The organism is Gordonia phthalatica, assembly GCF_001305675.1.
Classification (GTDB): Bacteria; Actinomycetota; Actinomycetes; order Mycobacteriales; family Mycobacteriaceae; genus Gordonia; species Gordonia phthalatica.
Genome location: NZ_CP011853.1, coordinates 421,068 through 439,145, shown reverse-complemented (window position 1 = coordinate 439,145; position 18,078 = coordinate 421,068). Strand labels below are relative to the sequence as shown.

Genomic DNA, 18,078 nt, shown 5'->3' with positions numbered 1-18,078 from the left:
CAGGCCCAGCCTGGTCTCCTCCTTGCGTCGTCCCACAACAGACCAGGTTAGCCGTCGGCGTCGAGGACCCGTGCCACCGCGAGGCCCCGACGCGGCGTATCCGCAGGTCACAACTCGGTGACGACCGTCCGCTGAGTTTGGTGGAGGCCACCTGACGGGGTGTTTACTGTTGAATATGCAAGGACTGGCCGGACTTCTCTTCCCCGCTGCGCTGATGCTTTTCGCCATCGCCATGGACAAGGTTCAGAACTCACTGGATCGACTGTCCGTCAGCCGCGCTCACGTCGAAGAGTTCCTGGCCGACGCCGACGACACCGACGTCAGTCGCCTCGCCAAGGACGGATTGCCTTCCGCCCTCGACGAACTGCGCAGTCGCCGCACCGCTCGGCCGTCCGCGGAGGCCGACGACGCCACCATCACCCGGGCTTCGTGACCGTCTGATTCCACGCAATTCCGGGCCGTCACACCGCGACACGCCGAGTACGACGCGCGGTAGTTGCCCACTAATGTGAACAGTGACCAACCCAACATCTATGATTTTTCACGTAGTCTTTGTCACTGGACGCGGCGAATGTAACGAGAGAGGTTCTTTAGGTGGAAGAAGTACTAGCACGGGCAGGGATATTCCAGGGCGTTGAGCCCACTGCCGTCGCTGCTCTCGCGAAAGAACTTCAGCCGGTCGAGTTTCCACGCGGCCATGTGATCTTCCACGAGGGCGAACCGGGCGATCGGCTCTACATCATCCTGTCGGGCAAGGTGAAGCTCGGCCGCCGTTCGCCGGACGGCCGTGAGAACCTGCTGACGATCATGGGCCCGTCGGACATGTTCGGTGAACTGTCGATCTTCGACCCCGGACCCCGTACGTCGTCGGCCACCACGGTCACCGAGGTGCGTGCCGTGACGATGGACCGCGATGCGCTGCGCAAGTGGATCAAGGACCGCCCGGAGATCGCCGAGCAGTTGCTGCGTGTCCTGGCCCGTCGCCTGCGTCGCACCAACAACAACCTGGCCGACCTGATCTTCACCGATGTGCCCGGACGTGTCGCCAAGCAGCTGCTGCAGCTGGCACAGCGTTTCGGTACGCAGGAGGGCGGCGCGCTGCGCGTCACCCACGACCTGACCCAGGAGGAGATCGCCCAGTTGGTCGGCGCCTCCCGCGAGACCGTGAACAAGGCGCTCGCCGACTTCGCTCAGCGCGGCTGGCTGCGCCTCGAGGGCAAGAGCGTCCTCATCGCGGACTCCGAGCGGTTGGCGCGGCGAGCACGCTAGCTCTCTCCCCGCTGGTTGAGCGCCCTTCGACGGAGCTCAGGAACCGCGAAGCGAGTCGAAACCACGAACGAGGTGCGCTGGAACTTCCAGCGCACCTCGTTCGTGTCTGCTCGGGTTCGCCTGGTCAGCGAGTACGCAGGTACTCCAGCTGCGCCTTGACCGACATCTTGGCGGCCGGCCACAGCTTCTTGTCGACGTCGCGGTACACCGACTTCACGACCTTCATCGGCTTCGCCTTCTTCGCCGACACGCCGAGGTCGTCGAGCGCATCGACGATCTGCTGGAGTCGCTCCTCGCGGTGCTGCTTGTAGTACCGCGCGATCGGTCCCACCTCCGGGTGGTCGGGACCGTGCGCGGGCAGCAGAGCCGCGTCGGACGCCTCGACGATCAGCCGGTTCAGCGAGTTGAAGTAGTCGGCGAGGGTGCCGTCGGTCGGATCGAGCACCGTGGTGCCGAAGCCGAGGATGGTGTCACCGCTCAGCAGTGCGCGCTGCCCCTCCCATTCCACGAGGAAACTGGTGGAATCGGCGGTGTGGCCGGGCGTGTGCAGGACGGTGATCGTGACGCCCGCGGCCTCGATCACCTCCCGGTCGCGGAAGCGCGGCGCGTCGGACGAGTACGTGTCGGTGAACGCCCGCTGCGGCGCTCCGGTCAGCTTGCGCATCTTCTTGCACGCACCGACGTGATCGTGGTGACGATGACTGATCAGCACCAGTTCCACCTCGCCCGCGTGCTCGACGACCGTGCGGACGTGCTTGCCGTGCTTCGCCGGCCCCGGGTCGACGACCACCGACGTCGGGGAGCCGGGTGCCCGGAGGATCCAGGTGTTGGTGCCGTCCAACTCGAAGGAGCCGGGGTTGTCGCAGAGCACCACCGACGCGAACGGGGTCACTTCCCGCAGCACCCCGTAAGCGGGGTGGACGGGCATCGCGGAGTCGGTGTCGGGAGTCTTCTCGGGAGCCATTCACCAAGCCTACTCAGCGCCGTCGGCCGAGCGGGTGTGCCCGGATCAGGAGACGAGCGGGGCCAGCAGCCGTACCGCGTACTCGCGGACCGAGTCGAGGTCGGCGACGTCGAGCCGGCCGGTCTGGATCTGGGTCAGCGACAACGCGATCCGCACGAAGTGCTCGGAGACCAGCGCGAGGTCGTCGTCGGGCATGGTGGCCCCGGTGTGCCGGAGCGTCGCGGCGATCGCCGAGCTCGACGCCTCGAGAAAAGCGCCGGCACCGCGGGACGCCTGGCTCACCAGGACACCGGTGAGGTCGGGTTCGTCGAGGAACAGCCGTCGGATCAACGGGTCGCCGGACACCATGCGCGCACATTCGACGAAGGCTTCGACCACCGCGTCGTGCGGAGACAGGTCCCGCACCGCAAGGGCCAGTCGTTCCATGGTGTCGGCCGCGATGTCCTCGCCGACCGCGGCGAGCAGCGCGTCCTTGTTGGGGAATCGGCGATAGAGCGTGCTGCGGGAGACTCCCGCAGCACGCGCAACCGAATCCATGCCCGCGCGTCGGACACCGACTTCGGAGAACTCTCGTCGAGCAGCAGCGAGGATCTCCGCCTCCTGCTGCTCCGGTGCTGCGGACGTCCGCAGCCGCGGACCGCTGCCGACCGACACCGGGTCAGTTCACCTGGACGACGATCTCCACCTCGACGGGGACGCCGAGCGGGAGTTCGGCGACGCCGACGGCCGACCGGGCGTGCACGCCCGCATCGCCGAAGACCTCACCGAGGAAGTCGGAGGCGCCGTTGATGACACCGGACTGGCCGGTGAAGCCGGGAGCCGAGGCGACGAAGCCGACCACCTTGACCACGCGGACCACCGAGTCGATCCCGACTTCGGCGTGCACGGCGGCCAGCGCGTTCAGCGCGCACAGGCGCGCGGCCTCCTGGGCGCGTTCCGGCGCCACGATGCCCTCGGCGCCGTCGGACACCTTGCCGGTGACCGTGATCTCGCCGCCCGCGACGGGAATCTGTCCGGAGGTGTAGACCAGATCGCCGACGCGCAGGGCCGGCGTGTAGCTGCCGACCGGCTGCACGACAGCCGGGAGTTCGATGCCGAGTTCGGCCAGGCGCTGCGACCACTGTCCGCTCATGACATCACGCCTTCGGACGCTTGAGGTAGGCCACGTGCTGTTCACCGGTGGGTCCCTGCAGAACGCTCACCAGTTCCCAGCCGTCCGCGCCCCACTGATCGAGGATCTGTTTGGTCGCGTGCGTGAGCAGCGGAACGGTGACGTATTCCCAAGCGGTGACTTCACTCATGACGTCAACCTTATCGGTTATCTTCGGGCGCAGTAGACGCGGTGGATAAGGTGATCGACGTGGTCAACGAAGTTCTGAAGAACGGCCCCGGGGTGTGGCCCGCCGAGGCGGGCGACGCACGCCTGCATTTCGTGTCCGGCAAGGGCGGAACCGGCAAGACGACCGTGGCGGCGGCACTGGCGCTCACCTTCGCCTCCCAAGGCAAGAAGGTCCTGCTGGTGGAATGCGAGGAGCGCCAGGCGATCGCCCAGCTCTTCGACGTGCCTCCGCTGCCGCCGACCGACACGCAACTGGTCGCGATGGAGGGCGGCGGGACGGTCTGGGCGCTGGCACTGCAGATCGAGCACGCGCTGCTGGAGTACCTCGACATGTTCTACAACCTCGGGTTCGCCGGTCGCGCCATCAAGAAGGTCGGCGCCATCGACTTCGTCACGACCGTCGCACCGGGCCTCAAGGACGTCCTGGTGACCGGCAAGATCAAGGAACGCGTCATCGCGACCGACAAGCAGGGTGCGCGCCTGTACGACGTGATCGTCGTCGACGCCCCGCCCACCGGCCGGATCGGCAACTTCCTCGACGTCACGACCGCGATGCGCGACCTCGCCAAGAGCGGCCCCATCCGCAACCAGTCGGAAGGCGTCGCGGCCCTGCTGCACTCGCCGGACACCATGGTCCACCTGTGCACCCTGCTGGAGGCGATGCCGGTGCAGGAGACCATCGAGGCGGTCGCCGAACTGCGCGGCAAGGGCCTGCACATCGGCACCATCGTCATCAACCGCGCCAATCCCGCGTACCTGCCGGAGTCCGAGTCGGATTCGATCGCCGAGGGCGAGATCGACTCGGCGCGCATCGAGAAGGCCCTCGCGGACGTCGGCGTCCACCTGGCGCCCGACGACCTCGCCGGCCTGCTGACCGAGACCATCGACTACGCCTCACGACTGCAGGCGCAGCAGATCGCCCGCGCCGAGCTCGACGAGATCGACACCGCGCAGGTGGAGCTGCCGACCGTCGAGAACGGCGTCGACCTGGGCGCACTGTACGAACTGTCCGCGATCCTGAAGAAGGCTGGTGCGTAAGGCATGCCCGATCTGAAGATGGGGTCCGTCCTCGCCGACCCCGCGACCCGCGTGGTGGTCTGCTGCGGCTCCGGCGGCGTCGGCAAGACCACGACCGCCGCTGCGATGGCCCTGCACGCCGCCGAGAACGGTCGCAATGTGGCCGTTCTGACGATCGACCCGGCCCGCAGGCTGGCGCAGTCGTTGGGGATGAGCGAACTCACCAACGAACCGCAGCCGGTCCCCCTCGATCGTGCGGGCGAGCCGGGTGTCGGGACCCTCGACGCGATGATGCTCGACATGCGTCGGACCTTCGACGACATGGTGATCGAGCATTCGTCGTCTCCCGAGCGCGCCGAGTCGATCATGAACAACAGCTTCTATCAGACGGTGGCGTCGTCGTTCTCGGGCACGCAGGAGTACATGGCGATGGAGAAGCTCAGTCGCCTGCTGGACCAGAAGCGCTGGGACCTGATCGTCGTCGACACGCCGCCGTCACGGAACGCGCTCGACTTCCTCGACGCTCCGCAGCGGCTCGGCTCGTTCCTGTCGGGCCGGCTGATGAAGATGCTGGTGGGCGGCGGACGCGGCGTCGGACGCGTGGTGACCGGTGCGATGAGCCTGGCCATGCGCGGGATCTCGACCATCATCGGCGGCGAGATCCTGCGCGACGTCGCCAACTTCGTGCAGTCGCTCGACTCCATGTTCGGCGGTTTCCAGGAGCGCGCCAACCGCACCTACGAACTGCTGAAGCAGCCGGGAACCGAGTTCGTCGTCATCGCCGCACCGGAACCGGACGCACTGCGCGAGGCCTCGTTCTTCGTCGAACGACTGTCCAAGGACTCGATGCCGCTGAGCGGCCTCATCGTCAATCGGACGCACCCGACGCTGTCCGGCATGTCGGCGGCCGCCGCCGAGACCGCACTGGCGACCGTCGACGACGACCTGACGCGCGGCGCCCTCAAGGTGCATGTGGAGCGTGCCGCCACCGCGAAACGCGAAGTGCATCTGCTGCAACGGTTCACGTCATCGCACCCCAGCGTGCCGCTGGTCGGTGTGCCTGCCCTCCCCTTCGAGGTGGCCGACGCCGACGCACTGCGAGCGGTCGCCGAGCAGATCGTCAGCCGAGGCTGACGCATCGCGGCGAATGAGCACCCCCGACGAAAAAGCGGGCCCGGCATGAGCCGGGCCCGCTGTCACATCAGTTGGTCTTGCGTACCGCGCCGAGACGCTGACGGCGACGCTGCGCTTCGAAGAAGTCCGCCCACGACGTCACCTCGGGGTGCTGACGGAGGAGCGCGCGACGCTGACGCTCGGTCATTCCGCCCCAGACACCGAACTCGACCCGGTTGTCGAGCGCGTCTGCACCGCACTCGAGCTGAACCGGACAGTGCCTGCAAATGGTCGCGGCCTTCCGCTGAGCAGCTCCACGAACGAACAGATCGTCCGGGTCACCTCCGCGACAACGTGCCTGGGAGACCCAAGCCAGTCGAGCTTCTGAGTCAACGGTGGACAACGGCGCCAGAGTCATTACGCGATCCCGCCTTTCACAAACCCATCGACATGCCCGTGGTGTGGTGCATGCATAAGATCTTTCTGTGATTCATACCTACCATCGAGTTCTTTTGTTAGGTAACTCACGTCTCCAATCTATTGAGGGCGCCGGTACATCGCAAGTCGGTGGATTATCGTGCGACCGCTTCGTTACGTCCGTATCCACATTGATGCAGGTCGCTTCCCGGCATGCACAGGAATCACACGTATCCTGGCGGTCGTGCGCAAGACTTCGAACCTCGCAGGCCTCGCCCTCGCCATCGTGATGGCGGCAGTCCTCGTGGCCGGACTGCTCTTCCCCATCGCGACGGGAGCAGGCGTCCTCTCCAACCGAGCGGCCGCCACGATGGAGAATTCGTCGTCCGAGCTTCTGGGCGGCACGGTCCCCGAGGTCACCACCGTGACCGACGCCAACGGCAAACCCATCGCCACCCTGTTCGATCAGTACCGCTACCAGGTCGGATACAACGACATCTCGCAGGACATGATCCGGGCGATCATCTCGATCGAGGACCGGCGTTTCCTGGAGCACGACGGCGTCGACTGGAAGGGCACCATCCGTGCGGCGCTGAAGAACTCGTCGTCGGGCGAGGTTCAGCAGGGTGCATCGACGCTCGATCAGCAGTACATCAAGAACTATCAGCTCCTGGTCCTCGCCAGGACCGAGGCCGAGCGCGAGGCCGCGGTCGAGACCACGCCTGCCCGCAAGCTGCGCGAGGTGCGGATGGCGCTCACGCTGGAGCAGACGCTCACCGACCAGGCGATGCGTGAGAAGGGTCTGGACAAGGCCGCCGCGAAGCAGGACGCGAAGAAGCAGATCGTGACGCGCTACCTGAACGTCGTCCCGTTCGGTAACAACGCCTACGGCGTCGAAGCCGCGTCGCAGACCTACTTCGGTCACTCCGCCAAGGAGCTGACGGTCGAGCAGGCCGCGATGCTCGCAGGCATGGTCCAGTCGAGCTCGGGACTGAACCCGTACACCGACCCGCAGGCCACCATCACGCGCCGAAACCTGGTGCTCGACACCATGATCAGCAACTTCCCGGACCGCAGAGCCGAGCTCGAGGCCGCGAAGAAGAAGCCGCTCGGCGTGCTGCCGTCGCCGAAGACGCCGACGCAGGGATGCATCGCCGCCGACAACAACGGGTTCTTCTGCGACTACGTGCTGCAGTACCTGGCGGACAACGGGATCCCCCGCGCCCAGGTGATGCGGGGCGGCTATCTGATCCGCACCACCCTGAACCCGGAAGTGCAGGCCAATGCGGTGCGCGCGGTGAAGGCGAACACCTCGCCGAACACCGACGGCATCGCCACGGTCATGAACATCATCGCCCCGGGCAAGAACTCGCATGACGTCCTGGCGATGACCTCCAGCCGCGACTACGGACTCAACGGCAAGAAGAACGAGACCGTTCAGCCGCAGCCGTTCTCGATGGTGGGCGACGGCGCCGGGTCGATCTTCAAGCTGTTCACGACCGCCGCGGCGATGGAGAAGGGCCTCGGAACCTCCGCCGTGCTGCCGATCCCCTCGAACGTCGCCGTCTACGGCATGGGCGACAGCAACGGCGCGTTCGGCTGCCCGGCGAAGGCCTACTGCGTCAAGAACGCGGGACCGTATCCGCCGGCGGCGTCGGTGACGCAGGCCCTCGCGACCTCCCCGAACACCACGTTCGTCCAACTGCTGCAGCAGGTCGGCGTCACCCCGGCGGTCAACATGGCGGTCCGCCTGGGTCTCCGCTCGTACAACCAGCCCAACACCTCGGGTGTCGGCGAGCAGAGCCTCGCCGACTACATCAAGAAGGGCAACTTCGGTTCGTTCACCCTCGGCCCGTTCGCGGTCAACGATCTGGAGCTCTCCAACGTCGCCGCGACGCTCGCCTCGGGCGGCGTGTGGTGCCCGCCCAACCCGATCCAGTCCATCCAGCAGGTCAAGCGCGACCCGTACAGCAACCCGATCAAGACCAAGGAGGGCACGCCGGCGATGGTCAACGTGCCGTTCAACCCGCCCAAGTGCGAGCAGGTCGTCGACTCGGGTCTGGCGAACACCCTCGCGAACGCGATGAGCGAAGACGACAAGGGTGGCGGCACGTCGGCAGGCGCCGCCGGTTCGGTCGGCTGGAACCTCCCGCTCTCGGGCAAGACCGGCACCACCGAGGCGCACCGCTCGTCGGCCTTCCTCGGTTTCACCAACCGCCTGGCCGCTGCGGTCTACACCTACAACGACGGCCCGCACCCCTCCGGGATCTGCTCGTCGCCGCTGCGCCAGTGCTACGACGGCAACCTGTACGGCGGCATGGAGCCGGCCCGCACGTGGTACTCGGCGATGCTGCCGATGGCCACCAAGTTCGGTCCGGTGAGCCTGCCGCCGAAGGATCCCCAGTACGTCGCGGGCAGTGACAGCGGTCGGATCCCGCAGGTCAGCGGGCTCCCCGCCAGCCAGGCGACAGCACGACTGCAAGAGGCGGGCTTCAAGGTCACCGAACTCGAGGTCGACAGCACACGCCCCAAGGGAACCGTCGTGTTCACGGCGCCGTCCGACAGCGCGATGCCCGGCAGCACCATTGCGATGTACGTCAGCAACGGTCGCGGGAAGTCGAGCAAGCCAGGCGAACAGAAGTCTGCCGAGAAGACCGTCCAGGTCCCGGGCGTCGGCCCGGTGGTCATCGAGGTCCCGGAGGACTGACGTCCGACGCCCCGTCGCTTCGGCGCGACGGGGTGTCGTCGTCTGAGGTTCTTGTCAGGGTCGACGCGTACCCTGTCAGGCATGGTTTCGGTTCCTGGATTCGGACTTCCGTCCTCGCGTGACTCCTCAGCCCTCGTTCGGGTCGCCGCCGGTGCGGCCGGTGCCGCTGCGGCGGGCCTCGTCTATTCGACGATGATCGAGCGGAACTCCTTCACCCTGCGCCATGCGACGCTGCCGGTGCTCGAAGTCGGCGCGACGCCGCTGCGTGTCCTGCACATCAGCGACATCCACATGATGCCGAACCAGCACCTCAAGCGGGCCTGGATCTCCGAGCTGGAACGCCTGGAGCCGGATCTGGTGATCAACACCGGCGACAACCTGGCGCACCCGAACGCCGTCCCCGCAGTCGTGCAGTCGCTCGGCGGGCTGCTCGCCCGGCCGGGCCTGTTCGTGTTCGGCTCCAACGACTACTTCGGCCCCAAGCCGAAGAACCCGTTGAAGTACTTCAAGAAGGATCACAAGCGCACGCACGGTGAGCCGCTCCCCTGGCAGGATCTGCGTGCCGCCTTCACCGAACGCGGTTGGCTCGACGCCACGCACACGGTCCGCGAGCTCGAGGTCGGCAATGTGCGCCTGGTGGCGGCGGGCGTCGACGATCCGCACATCGAACGCGATCGGTACGAGGCCATTGCCGGACGCCCGAACCCCCTGGCACAGCTGCGCCTCGGGTTGACCCACTCCCCCGAGCCGCGGGTGCTCGACGCCTTCGCCGACGACGGCTACGACCTCGTCTTGGCGGGCCACACACACGGTGGACAGCTCTGCGTCCCCGGATACGGCGCACTGGTCACGAACTGCCACATCGATCGGTCGCGGGTGAAGGGCGTCTCCAACTGGGGTTCGACCATGAAGCTGCACGTCAGCGCCGGCCTCGGCACGTCGCCCTACGCGCCCGCCCGGTTCGCGTGCCGCCCCGAGGCGTCGCTGCTGACTCTGACCCCCGTCTCGCACGGCGGCGACGACAGCCGCGAGGACCAGTCGCTGCCGCAGTTGGCGGGTCAGATCGGCTGACCTCCGTGGCGTCGAACCGCGAGCTGATGCTCTCGGGCGAGCTCTACCGCGACAGCGACCCGGAGCTCGTCGAACTGCGTAAGGCGTGCGGCCGTCTCCTCGACCGCTTCAACGCGACGCCGGCCGACGCCGACGACGAGCGCACCGCGATTCTGCGCGACCTGCTGGGCGGCCTCGGCGAGGGCAGCTGGATCATGCCGCGTCTGCAGTGCGACTACGGCGCCAACGTGACGATCGGCGCCAACAGCTTCGTGAACTACGACGCGATCCTGCTCGACTGCGCCACCATCACGATCGGCGACGACTGCTCCATCGGCCCACGTGTCCAACTGTTGACCGCGCTGCACCCGGTGGAGGACCACCGTGCCCGTCGTGCCCGCTGGGAGTCGGCGGCACCGATCGTCATCGGTGACAACGTGTGGTTCGGCGGCGGCGTCATCGTCTGCCCCGGCGTGACGATCGGCCGCAACACGGTCGTCGGGGCCGGCAGCGTCGTCACCCGCGACCTCCCCGACCACGTCGTCGCGGTCGGCAATCCGGCACGCGTGATCCGACAGCTGCCTGCCGAAGACGACGCCGCTCGGTGACGAATCCGCTTGCCGGGTAGCCCTTCACCCGCAGTGGGTAACGAACACCAAGGGTGACGAGCTTGCGTCGCTCTTACTCATCGGGAGAGCAATTACCCAACTAAGCCAATCCTTTGTTACCTTTGCCTCACCTGCGTAATGAGAGGCTTACTTCATGTTCTCCCGACTCCGCCGCGGCAGTGCCGTCGCAGCAGCGATCCTCGCTGCCGGCCTGACGCTCACCGCTTGCTCCACGACGTCCGACGACGAGAAATCCGCCTCGGGCGAGAAGATCACCGTCGCCACCAACACCGGCGACGTCGAGGTCACCACCGACCCCGAGCGGGTCGTCGTCCTCGACAACACCGCCGCCGAGACCGTGAAGGCCTTCGGCATCACCCCCGTCGCCATCCCCAAGCAGCTGTTCCAGACCGATCAGCTCAAGGACTGGACCGAGAACGACGACATCAAGGACGTCGGCACACACAACGAGCCGAAGTTCGACGTCGTCGAAGACGTGGAGCCCGACCTGATCATCGGCGGCTACCGCTTCAGCAAGTACAACGACGACCTGAAGAAGGTCGCCGACGCCGCGGGCGCGTCGTACATCGACATCGCCGCCGACGACAAGGCCGAGGGCGGTCGCGTGGCCGCCATGATCCGTCAGACCGAGATCCTCGGCAAGATCTTCAACAAGCAGGACGAGGCCGAGAAGATCATCAGCGACTTCCAGGGCAAGCTCGACGCCGCCAAGGGCGTCGCGTCCGGCCAGAGCGTCTTCCTGTCCGTCGTCAGCGGCGGAAAGATCGACAACGGCGCCAAGCGCATCAGCCCGCTCACCGCGCCCCTGAACGTCAAGGACGTCTTCGGCGGTGCGGGCGGCGACCTGCATCAGAACTCGGGCCTCACTCCCGAGGCCATCGCCCAGGCCAACCCCGACTGGGTGTTCGTCATGGACCGTGACGCGGCCGTGAAGCCGGAGAACGGCGAGCAGGCGAAGCCCGCGCAGCAGGTCTTCGCCGCGCAGGAGGCCTTCAAGGGCACCACCTTCGCCGACAAGAACCAGATCGTCTACCTGGACCCGCAGTTCTACCTGCGTGAGGGCATCCAGTGCTACGGCGACAACTACCAGGCGATCGCCGACGCGATGGGCAAGAAATAGCCTGTCGTGATTACTTCGGTCGCAACGCGGACCCGGGCCGGGAGCTCCACAGCTTCCGGCCCGGGTCGATTCGTTCTCCCCGCCGCCGCCGTCGCCTGCGTGGTACTCGTCGCGGCGTCGTTGATGGTCGGCGAATACCGCATCACGGTGTCCGGGCTGCTGTCCGGCGACGCCGACATGTGGCGGATGTTCTTCATCTCCCGGGTGCCGCGCACCCTGGCCCTGGTCTTCGCGGGCCTGGCCATGAGCTTCTCCGGCGTCATCATGCAGCGCCTCACCCAGAACCGGTTCGTGGAGCCGACGACGGCAGGCACCGCCGAATGGGCCGGCCTGGGTGTCCTGCTGTGCTTCCTCTACCTTCCCGGCGCGTCCCCGCTGGTGCGGATGGTCGTGGCGACCACCTCCGCGTTCATCGGCACCGTCCTCTTCCTCGGCATCATCAACCGCATCCGGGCGCGTAAGACCGCCATCGTCCCACTCGTCGGCCTGATGCTGGGCGCGGTGATCGGCGCGGTCACCACCTACATCGCGGTGCAGCAGAACATGCTGCAGGCCGTCGTCGCGTGGCGGTCGGGCGGCTTCTCGCACATCGTCCGCGGGTTCTACGAGCCGCTGTGGGCGGTCCTGGCGGTCGCCGTGGCGACCTATCTGCTGGCCAACTACTTCACGATCGCCGGACTCGGTCGCGATGTCGCGACCAGTCTCGGCCTGAACTACGGCCGCACCCTCGCGGTCGGCGTCACGATGGTCGCGCTCGCGACCGGTGTCACGAGCGTCGTCGTCGGCTTCATCCCGTTCCTGGGCCTGGTGGTCCCGAACATCGTGAGCATGCTGCGCGGCGACGACATGCGCAAGAACCTGCCGTGGATCGGTGTCGTCGCCACCGTCCTCATCATCGGGTGCGACCTGATCGGCCGGATCGTCGTGGCGCCCATGGAGATCCCCACGTCGGTGATCATGGGCGTGATCGGCGCCGTCGCCTTCCTCGCCATCATCTTCTCCGGGAGGTTCCGTGGCAGTCTCTGAAGCCTCCGCGGCCCCGTCGCTCGACGGTGGCGGCCCGACGCGCGTGTCCTGGCAGGCCAGGCTGGCGATCGCCGGCGCCTTCGCCGGCGGCGCCGTCCTCCTCTACCTGCTGCTGCGCACCGGCGCGGACGACGTCCTGCAGTGGGACCTCCGGTTCGGTCCGTCGTTCGAGCGGCGGCTCCGGACCGTCGCCGCGATCGTGCTGGCCGCGTTCTGCCAGGGCGTCGCGACGGTCCTGTTCCACTCGGTGACCCACAACCGGATCCTGACACCGTCGATCATCGGCCTCGACGCCCTCTACGTGCTGATCCAGACCGTGGGCGTCGCGATCGTCGGCGCGCGGTTCGTCGACAACAGCGACAGCATCCTGCAGTTCCTGCTGCAGACCGCCGGCATGGTCCTGTTCGCGGGCCTGCTGTACCGCTGGATGTTCTCCGGCCGGTTCTCCAGCCTGTTCCTGCTGCTCCTCGCCGGCGTGGTGATCGGTCTCGCGTTCCGTGCGATGTCGGAGTTCCTGCAGCGGCTCATCACCCCGTCGGACTTCGACGCCCTGCAGATCAAGCTGTTCGGGCGACTGGGATCGGTGAACACCGAACTGCTGCCGATCGCGGCGGTGATCTGTCTCGTGGTCGGCGTCATCGTCTGGCGGCGGCGCCACGTGCTCGACGTCCTGCTCCTCGGCCGCGAGAGCGCCACCAGCCTCGGCGTCGACCACAAGCGCGAACTGACCCTCGCGCTGGTGCTGATCGCCGTACTGATCTCCGTCTCGACCGCCCTGGTGGGCCCCCTGACGTTCTTCGGTTTCATCGTCGCCACCCTCGCCTACCAGTTGGCGGGCGACTGGCGGCACCGCGCCACCCTCCCGATGTCGGTGCTGATCGGCGTCTTCACCCTCGCCGCCGGGCAGTTCGTCATCCACAACATCTTCTACGCGGCGGGCACGCTCACCGTGATCATCGAGTTCTGCGGCGGCGCCGCCTTCCTCGCGATCCTCCTCCTGCGAAAGGGCAACCTGTGATCGAGTTCGACGACCTCACCAAGTCGTACGGTGACAGCACCGTCCTCGGCCCCGTTTCGGGCGCCTTCCCGCGCGGCGGCGTCACCGCCCTGGTCGGCCCCAACGGCGCAGGCAAGTCGACGCTGTTGACGATCGTCGGGCGGCTCGTCGACGCCACGTCCGGCACGGCGAGTCTCGACGGCCGTCCGGTCACGTCGTACAAGCCCGCGGAGTTCGCGCAGCGCCTGGCGATTCTGCGGCAGGAGAACGGCGTCAACGCGCGTCTCTCGGTGCGCGACCTGATCGCCTTCGGCCGGTTCCCGCACTCGCGCGGGCGACTCACCGACCTCGACCACGCGAAGATCGACGAGGCCATCGGCTTCCTCGGACTCCACGACCTCGCCGACCGCTTCCTCGACGAACTCTCCGGAGGGCAGCGCCAGCGCGCCTACGTCGCGATGACCCTGGCGCAGGACACCGACGTCCTGCTGCTCGACGAACCGCTCAACAACCTTGACATGCGCCATCAGGTCCGCATGATGGGCCGGCTGCGGCGTGCCGCCGACGCCCTCGACAAGACGGTGATCGTCGTCGTGCACGACCTCAACTTCGCGGCCGCCTACGCCGACCGGATCGTCGTGCTGCGCGAAGGCGACGTGGTCGCCAGCGGCACTCCCGCCGAGATCATGGACTCCGATCTCTTGACCGAGATCTTCCGGACCACGGTGCGCGTCCACATCCTCGACGGCATCCCCGTCGCCGTCTACGCGGGCCTGCCCGACCTGGAACCGGCGGAGGCTGCGCCGCAGTCCTGAGGGCTCCGAGATTTTTCGGCCCCCGAATCCATCTGTGAGAGGGATTCGGGGGCCGAAGTATTCAGGCGACCGGAACGTCTCGAACGGACCGGAGATTCTGGAGAAACGAGGAGGCCCCCGGACTGCATTTCTGCGATCCGAGGGCCTCTACTGCTTCTCAACCAAAGCGTCGGGGTAGCGGGATTCGAACCCACGACCTCTTCGTCCCGAACGAAGCGCGCTACCAAGCTGCGCCATACCCCGTTGGTCTAGCGTGCATTAGCCTACAACGAAGGTGGCGAAAGTATTAAATCGACTGGTCAGGAGGACTTTTCGAGGGCGTCGGCGCTCATCGAACCGTCGGCGATGGCCTCGACGAGACGTGCGTGGTCACCGTCGTTGAGTCGGCTGTACTCGACGGCGAAGTCGGCGATCGCGTTGTCGAACGGCTTCCCGGCGTCGGCGAGGTACGCGGCGATCTCGGCTCGCGCACCGGTCCGCGCGTGCGCTTGGGCCAGCACGTCGCCGCACAGGCGGCCGTAGTACTTCATGCCCTCCGGGGCCAGCGCCTCCACGACCACCGAGCCCTTGCCGTCGCGGAGCTGCCGAACGTAGAAGTCGGTGTTCTGCTGCCCTTCGAAAGCCAGTTGCTGCACCCAGCCCAGCAGGATGTCGCTGGAGGCCTGCAGCAGTCGTTGACCGTCGATGACGCGCACGGCCTGGTTCTCGTACTCGTAGCCCGGCACGTACTGCGCGAGGACGGACGTCGTGGCCTCCTTCATCTGCAGGAACAGTGGATCGCCGACGTGATCGCCGCCGAACAGCGCGATCCAGCAGCGGGTGCCGACGCTGCCGACGCCGACCACCTTCCGTGCGGCCTCGATGAACCGGTACTGCCCGAACAAGGTTGCGACGTGGTTCTGCAGGGTGCCACGGTATCGCTCGAAACCGGCGGTGAACGCCGCGGTGAGCTGGTCCCTGCCCATGTCCGGCATGATCTCGCCCGCAGGGACCAGCAGCGGCGGATCACTCTTGATGTGCGCGCCGGCGAGGTCGAAGTAGCAGAGCTTCTCCAGTGCCTGCGCACTGTCGCGGTGCTTGGCCTTCTCCAGGTTCTTCTGGGTGGCTGCGGACGACGCGGTGTCGAAGCGGTCGCCGATCTCGGCCACCACCTCGTCGGCGTCCACCCGGGCGTACCAGCATTCCAGGGCCGTCTTCTCCGCCGCAGCCACCATCGCCTTGCGGTAGCTCTTCGCGGAGTGACGTGCGGCGTCGCGGACTGCCTTCTCCTCGAAACCGTTGGCCTGCGAGGCGACGACCATGCTGGCGGCGAGTCGTTTCACGTCCCATTCGAAGGGCCCGGGGTGGGTCTCGTCGAAGTCGTTGAGGTCGAAGACCATGGCACGCTCCGGCGAGCGGAACAGGCCGAAGTTGCTCAGGTGCGCATCGCCGCACAACTGGGTCACGATGCCGCTGTCCGGGGTGGCGGCGAGGTCGGACGCCATCACCGCGGCGGCACCGCGGTAGAAGGTGAAGGCAGTCGCGCTCATCCGTTCGTGGCGAACGGGCACCAGGTCGGCCAGCCGGGTCCGGTCCTGATCGCTCAGGATCGCCAGCGGGTCGGCGCGTTGCACACTCTCGGGGACCGCAGCCAGTTGATCGACGGACAGCGCCATGGGGGCCTCTCTATTGGTACGAGATGAACCACGGATGCGGTTGGACGTCCATCGTCCGCTTCGGCGAGAACATCGGCTTGTCCTCTGTGAAGAAATTCTTCCACCCCAACCACGTTCGCGGAGGCAGACCCTGCACGATGCGATTCCAGGTGGACATCTTCACGTGCGGGACGCCGTGCCCGTCCGCGTGGATCACGAAGGCCAGTTCGTCGCGGCTCGTGTCGATCTTCAGACGATCGCCGAGCATGTCGGCGTCGAACTGGTGCAGCACCAGCGCCTTCTGCGGCAGGTTGTTCCGTGCGACGAGGTCGGCCAACCAGCTCGACGTGCGGTTCACCTCGGCGGGCTCGACGGAGCCGATCTGCGTCAGGTGCACCTGATTCGGCTTCAGCCGCCATTCCGGGTCCAGCGCGAGTCCCACGTGCGGTTCCAGCAGCAGAGCGCGGAACATCTTGGCCTGGGTGAGGAAGTCCGTACGCCCCGGTTGCAGGTCAAGCGTCACGTACACGCCGGCCTTGCGGGCTGCGTCGACCCAAGGGCGGATGGCGGCGACATCGAGCACCGAGGTGTAGTTCCCGCCGGGTCCAGGATCGGCGGACGCGACCGACACGATGATCTCGAAACCGGGGACCACGGGAACAGGTGAGAGCTTGTCGTAGCGCGCGGCGAGGGCCTTGATGCGGGCGATGCTCGCCGGGATGCTCTGGCGCCCCAGCGGCCCCAGTTCGGGCGCGCCGGGCGACCCGTACAGGGCGACGACGCGTCGGCCGGGAAACATCAGCTGACCGCCGCCGGGAAGTTCCGGGACGGTCCGCGCCAGTTCGATGCGGCGCACCAGTTGCGCGCGATCGCCGAAGCCCGGACCGATCGCCCGAACCGGTGCGTCCGGCTGTTCTTTGAGGAGCCGAACGGCCTCGCCGGAGACGCGCGGGTCCGGGGCGGGCATGGAGACGGTCTCGGCACCGGAGGCCTGCGCCGTAGCGACGGCGTCGTCGCCCGCCTGCGAGAGCAGGACGACGGTCCCCTCGCCGTTCGGCGCGGCATCGCCGGCGACGACACCGGTGTCGTCGGTGACGGGCACTCCGAGATCCGGGACCTCACCGCCGATCCGAACGGCCTGCTGCACGCCGAGTCGGCGCAGTTCGTCGGCGACCGCCCCGACGGTGGTGGGTGCGACGCGGAACATCGGCACGCGATTGCGGTTCGTGAGCTCGACGGCTGCGGCCGACGACGCCGCATCCGTCCGCTCGGGCACCACCACGGCGGTCGGCGACGCCCCGAAGAGAGTGCGGCTCACCAGAACCGCGTCGGGAACCCCCGGCTCAGCGATCGTCTCGACGGAGGCTGCGGGCAGCACGCTGACGGGCCGGGTGACGACGGCGACCATCGCGGACGCCGCCACGAGAGAGAGAACAAGGATTCCGACGACCAGCGCCGAGATCCACCGACCGAGCACCGACGAGCGGCGCCGCCGGGTCACTCCTGATCCGCCTCTGCGGACTCGTACGACTCGTCGAACGAGACGCGCGGGGTGGTCAGCGTGGCGTAGACCGCGAGCACGACGAAGACCACCGCGGCCACGCCGAAGGCGATGGCCAAGACGACGGCGGCCGCCCAGGCAACGACGCTGGCGGTGCTGGTGTTCCCGTCGAGCAGGAGGACTCCCGCGGTCGACAGGACGGCGGCCAGCAACGCCCACGCCGCGGCCCGGACGCGCGGACCGATGGCCCGCGTGTAGAACAGTCGCTCGTAGACGGCGGTCTCGAACTCGTCGACCGCGGCCAGCCGAACGGCGTCCTTGCCCGCGAGTTCGCGGAGGCGGACGGCGAGGTCGGCGTCGTTGCGGAGCGTCGACGTCTCGTTCTGGCGGTATCGCACGTATCCGATGGTCGCGATGGTGACCGCCAGTACAGCGACGGCGGCGACGATGGCCCAGTTACTCACGAGAAGTCACGGTACC

19 protein-coding genes and 1 tRNA gene are annotated in these 18,078 nt (G+C 67.3%); 11 read left to right on the top strand and 9 right to left on the bottom strand.

Features of this window, described 5'->3' with window-relative positions; translation table 11 throughout:
- The first annotated feature begins 175 nt into the window (after nucleotides 1-175).
- The gene (locus ACH46_RS02000; protein ID WP_062391456.1) at nucleotides 176-433 is read left to right on the top strand and encodes a hypothetical protein; all 258 of its coding nucleotides are present in this window, start codon (nucleotides 176-178) and stop codon (nucleotides 431-433) included.
- 161 nt (nucleotides 434-594) lie between these two features.
- Nucleotides 595-1,269, top strand: a complete 675-nt coding sequence (locus ACH46_RS01995; protein ID WP_006897367.1) for a Crp/Fnr family transcriptional regulator — start codon at nucleotides 595-597, stop codon at nucleotides 1,267-1,269.
- A 124-nt stretch (nucleotides 1,270-1,393) separates the two neighbouring features.
- Here ACH46_RS01995 and ACH46_RS01990 read toward each other — a convergent pair whose 3' ends face one another.
- The 4 genes from ACH46_RS01990 to ACH46_RS21045 are packed head-to-tail and all read right to left on the bottom strand — an operon-like array spanning nucleotide 1,394 to nucleotide 3,534.
- Nucleotides 1,394-2,233 carry an MBL fold metallo-hydrolase gene (locus ACH46_RS01990; RefSeq protein WP_062391455.1) on the bottom strand — a complete coding sequence of 280 codons (840 nt, stop codon included), beginning with the start codon at nucleotides 2,231-2,233 and terminating at the stop codon, nucleotides 1,394-1,396.
- Nucleotides 2,234-2,278: 45 nt separating this feature from the next.
- Nucleotides 2,279-2,887 carry a TetR/AcrR family transcriptional regulator gene (locus ACH46_RS01985; RefSeq protein WP_062391454.1) on the bottom strand — a complete coding sequence of 203 codons (609 nt, stop codon included), beginning with the start codon at nucleotides 2,885-2,887 and terminating at the stop codon, nucleotides 2,279-2,281.
- 4 nt (nucleotides 2,888-2,891) lie between these two features.
- The gene (locus tag ACH46_RS01980; RefSeq protein ID WP_062391453.1) at nucleotides 2,892-3,365 is read right to left on the bottom strand and encodes a RidA family protein; all 474 of its coding nucleotides are present in this window, start codon (nucleotides 3,363-3,365) and stop codon (nucleotides 2,892-2,894) included.
- A gap of 4 nt (nucleotides 3,366-3,369) precedes the next feature.
- Complete coding sequence (locus ACH46_RS21045; protein ID WP_120298683.1) at nucleotides 3,370-3,534, bottom strand: DUF4177 domain-containing protein; 165 nt, start codon at nucleotides 3,532-3,534, stop codon at nucleotides 3,370-3,372.
- A 50-nt stretch (nucleotides 3,535-3,584) separates the two neighbouring features.
- Here ACH46_RS21045 and bagA point away from each other — a divergent pair, with 50 nt between their 5' ends.
- Together bagA and bagB are read left to right on the top strand one after the other, a co-directional pair.
- The gene (bagA, locus tag ACH46_RS01975; protein WP_062391452.1) at nucleotides 3,585-4,610 is read left to right on the top strand and encodes an ATPase BagA; all 1,026 of its coding nucleotides are present in this window, start codon (nucleotides 3,585-3,587) and stop codon (nucleotides 4,608-4,610) included.
- Between the two features lie 3 nt (nucleotides 4,611-4,613).
- Entirely contained in the window at nucleotides 4,614-5,723 is a 1,110-nt protein-coding gene (gene bagB, locus ACH46_RS01970) for an ArsA family ATPase (protein ID WP_062391451.1), read from the top strand.
- Between the two features lie 67 nt (nucleotides 5,724-5,790).
- Here bagB and ACH46_RS01965 read toward each other — a convergent pair whose 3' ends face one another.
- The gene (locus ACH46_RS01965) at nucleotides 5,791-6,120 is read right to left on the bottom strand and encodes a WhiB family transcriptional regulator (protein ID WP_062391450.1); all 330 of its coding nucleotides are present in this window, start codon (nucleotides 6,118-6,120) and stop codon (nucleotides 5,791-5,793) included.
- A 288-nt stretch (nucleotides 6,121-6,408) separates the two neighbouring features.
- On the opposite strand from ACH46_RS01965, the gene ACH46_RS01960 reads away from it, so the two are divergent.
- The 7 genes from ACH46_RS01960 to ACH46_RS01930 all read left to right on the top strand — a co-directional run bounded on the left by ACH46_RS01960 (nucleotide 6,409) and on the right by ACH46_RS01930 (nucleotide 14,463).
- On the top strand, nucleotides 6,409-8,826 hold the full coding sequence (locus tag ACH46_RS01960; RefSeq protein WP_062394850.1) for a penicillin-binding protein: 2,418 nt from the start codon (nucleotides 6,409-6,411) through the stop codon (nucleotides 8,824-8,826).
- A gap of 81 nt (nucleotides 8,827-8,907) precedes the next feature.
- Nucleotides 8,908-9,897 carry a metallophosphoesterase gene (locus tag ACH46_RS01955; RefSeq protein WP_062391449.1) on the top strand — a complete coding sequence of 330 codons (990 nt, stop codon included), beginning with the start codon at nucleotides 8,908-8,910 and terminating at the stop codon, nucleotides 9,895-9,897.
- A 26-nt stretch (nucleotides 9,898-9,923) separates the two neighbouring features.
- A complete protein-coding gene (locus tag ACH46_RS01950; RefSeq protein ID WP_062394848.1) occupies nucleotides 9,924-10,484 on the top strand; it encodes a sugar O-acetyltransferase in 561 nt (186 codons plus the stop codon).
- A 154-nt stretch (nucleotides 10,485-10,638) separates the two neighbouring features.
- Entirely contained in the window at nucleotides 10,639-11,625 is a 987-nt protein-coding gene (locus tag ACH46_RS01945; RefSeq protein WP_062391448.1) for an ABC transporter substrate-binding protein, read from the top strand.
- A gap of 123 nt (nucleotides 11,626-11,748) precedes the next feature.
- Nucleotides 11,749-12,651, top strand: coding sequence for an ABC transporter permease (locus tag ACH46_RS01940; RefSeq protein ID WP_120298791.1), 903 nt, complete (start codon nucleotides 11,749-11,751; stop codon nucleotides 12,649-12,651).
- Entirely contained in the window at nucleotides 12,638-13,669 is a 1,032-nt protein-coding gene (locus tag ACH46_RS01935; RefSeq protein WP_062391446.1) for an iron chelate uptake ABC transporter family permease subunit, read from the top strand. Before ACH46_RS01940 ends, ACH46_RS01935 begins: the two co-directional genes overlap by 14 nt.
- Nucleotides 13,666-14,463 carry an iron ABC transporter ATP-binding protein gene (locus ACH46_RS01930; RefSeq protein WP_062391445.1) on the top strand — a complete coding sequence of 266 codons (798 nt, stop codon included), beginning with the start codon at nucleotides 13,666-13,668 and terminating at the stop codon, nucleotides 14,461-14,463. Before ACH46_RS01935 ends, ACH46_RS01930 begins: the two co-directional genes overlap by 4 nt.
- 169 nt (nucleotides 14,464-14,632) lie before the next feature.
- Here ACH46_RS01930 and ACH46_RS01925 read toward each other — a convergent pair.
- From ACH46_RS01925 to ACH46_RS01910, 4 genes are all read right to left on the bottom strand, one after another.
- Nucleotides 14,633-14,706: transfer RNA gene (locus ACH46_RS01925), tRNA-Pro, on the bottom strand.
- 56 nt (nucleotides 14,707-14,762) lie between these two features.
- The gene (locus ACH46_RS01920) at nucleotides 14,763-16,118 is read right to left on the bottom strand and encodes a DUF2252 domain-containing protein (protein ID WP_062391444.1); all 1,356 of its coding nucleotides are present in this window, start codon (nucleotides 16,116-16,118) and stop codon (nucleotides 14,763-14,765) included.
- Nucleotides 16,119-16,128: 10 nt separating this feature from the next.
- Nucleotides 16,129-17,598: a hypothetical protein gene (locus ACH46_RS01915; protein WP_082399316.1), complete on the bottom strand. Its 1,470-nt coding sequence runs from the start codon at nucleotides 17,596-17,598 to the stop codon at nucleotides 16,129-16,131.
- Nucleotides 17,595-18,062 carry a hypothetical protein gene (locus ACH46_RS01910; protein WP_062391443.1) on the bottom strand — a complete coding sequence of 156 codons (468 nt, stop codon included), beginning with the start codon at nucleotides 18,060-18,062 and terminating at the stop codon, nucleotides 17,595-17,597. The genes ACH46_RS01915 and ACH46_RS01910 overlap by 4 nt, the downstream gene beginning before the upstream one ends.
- Nucleotides 18,063-18,078 lie beyond the last annotated feature (16 nt).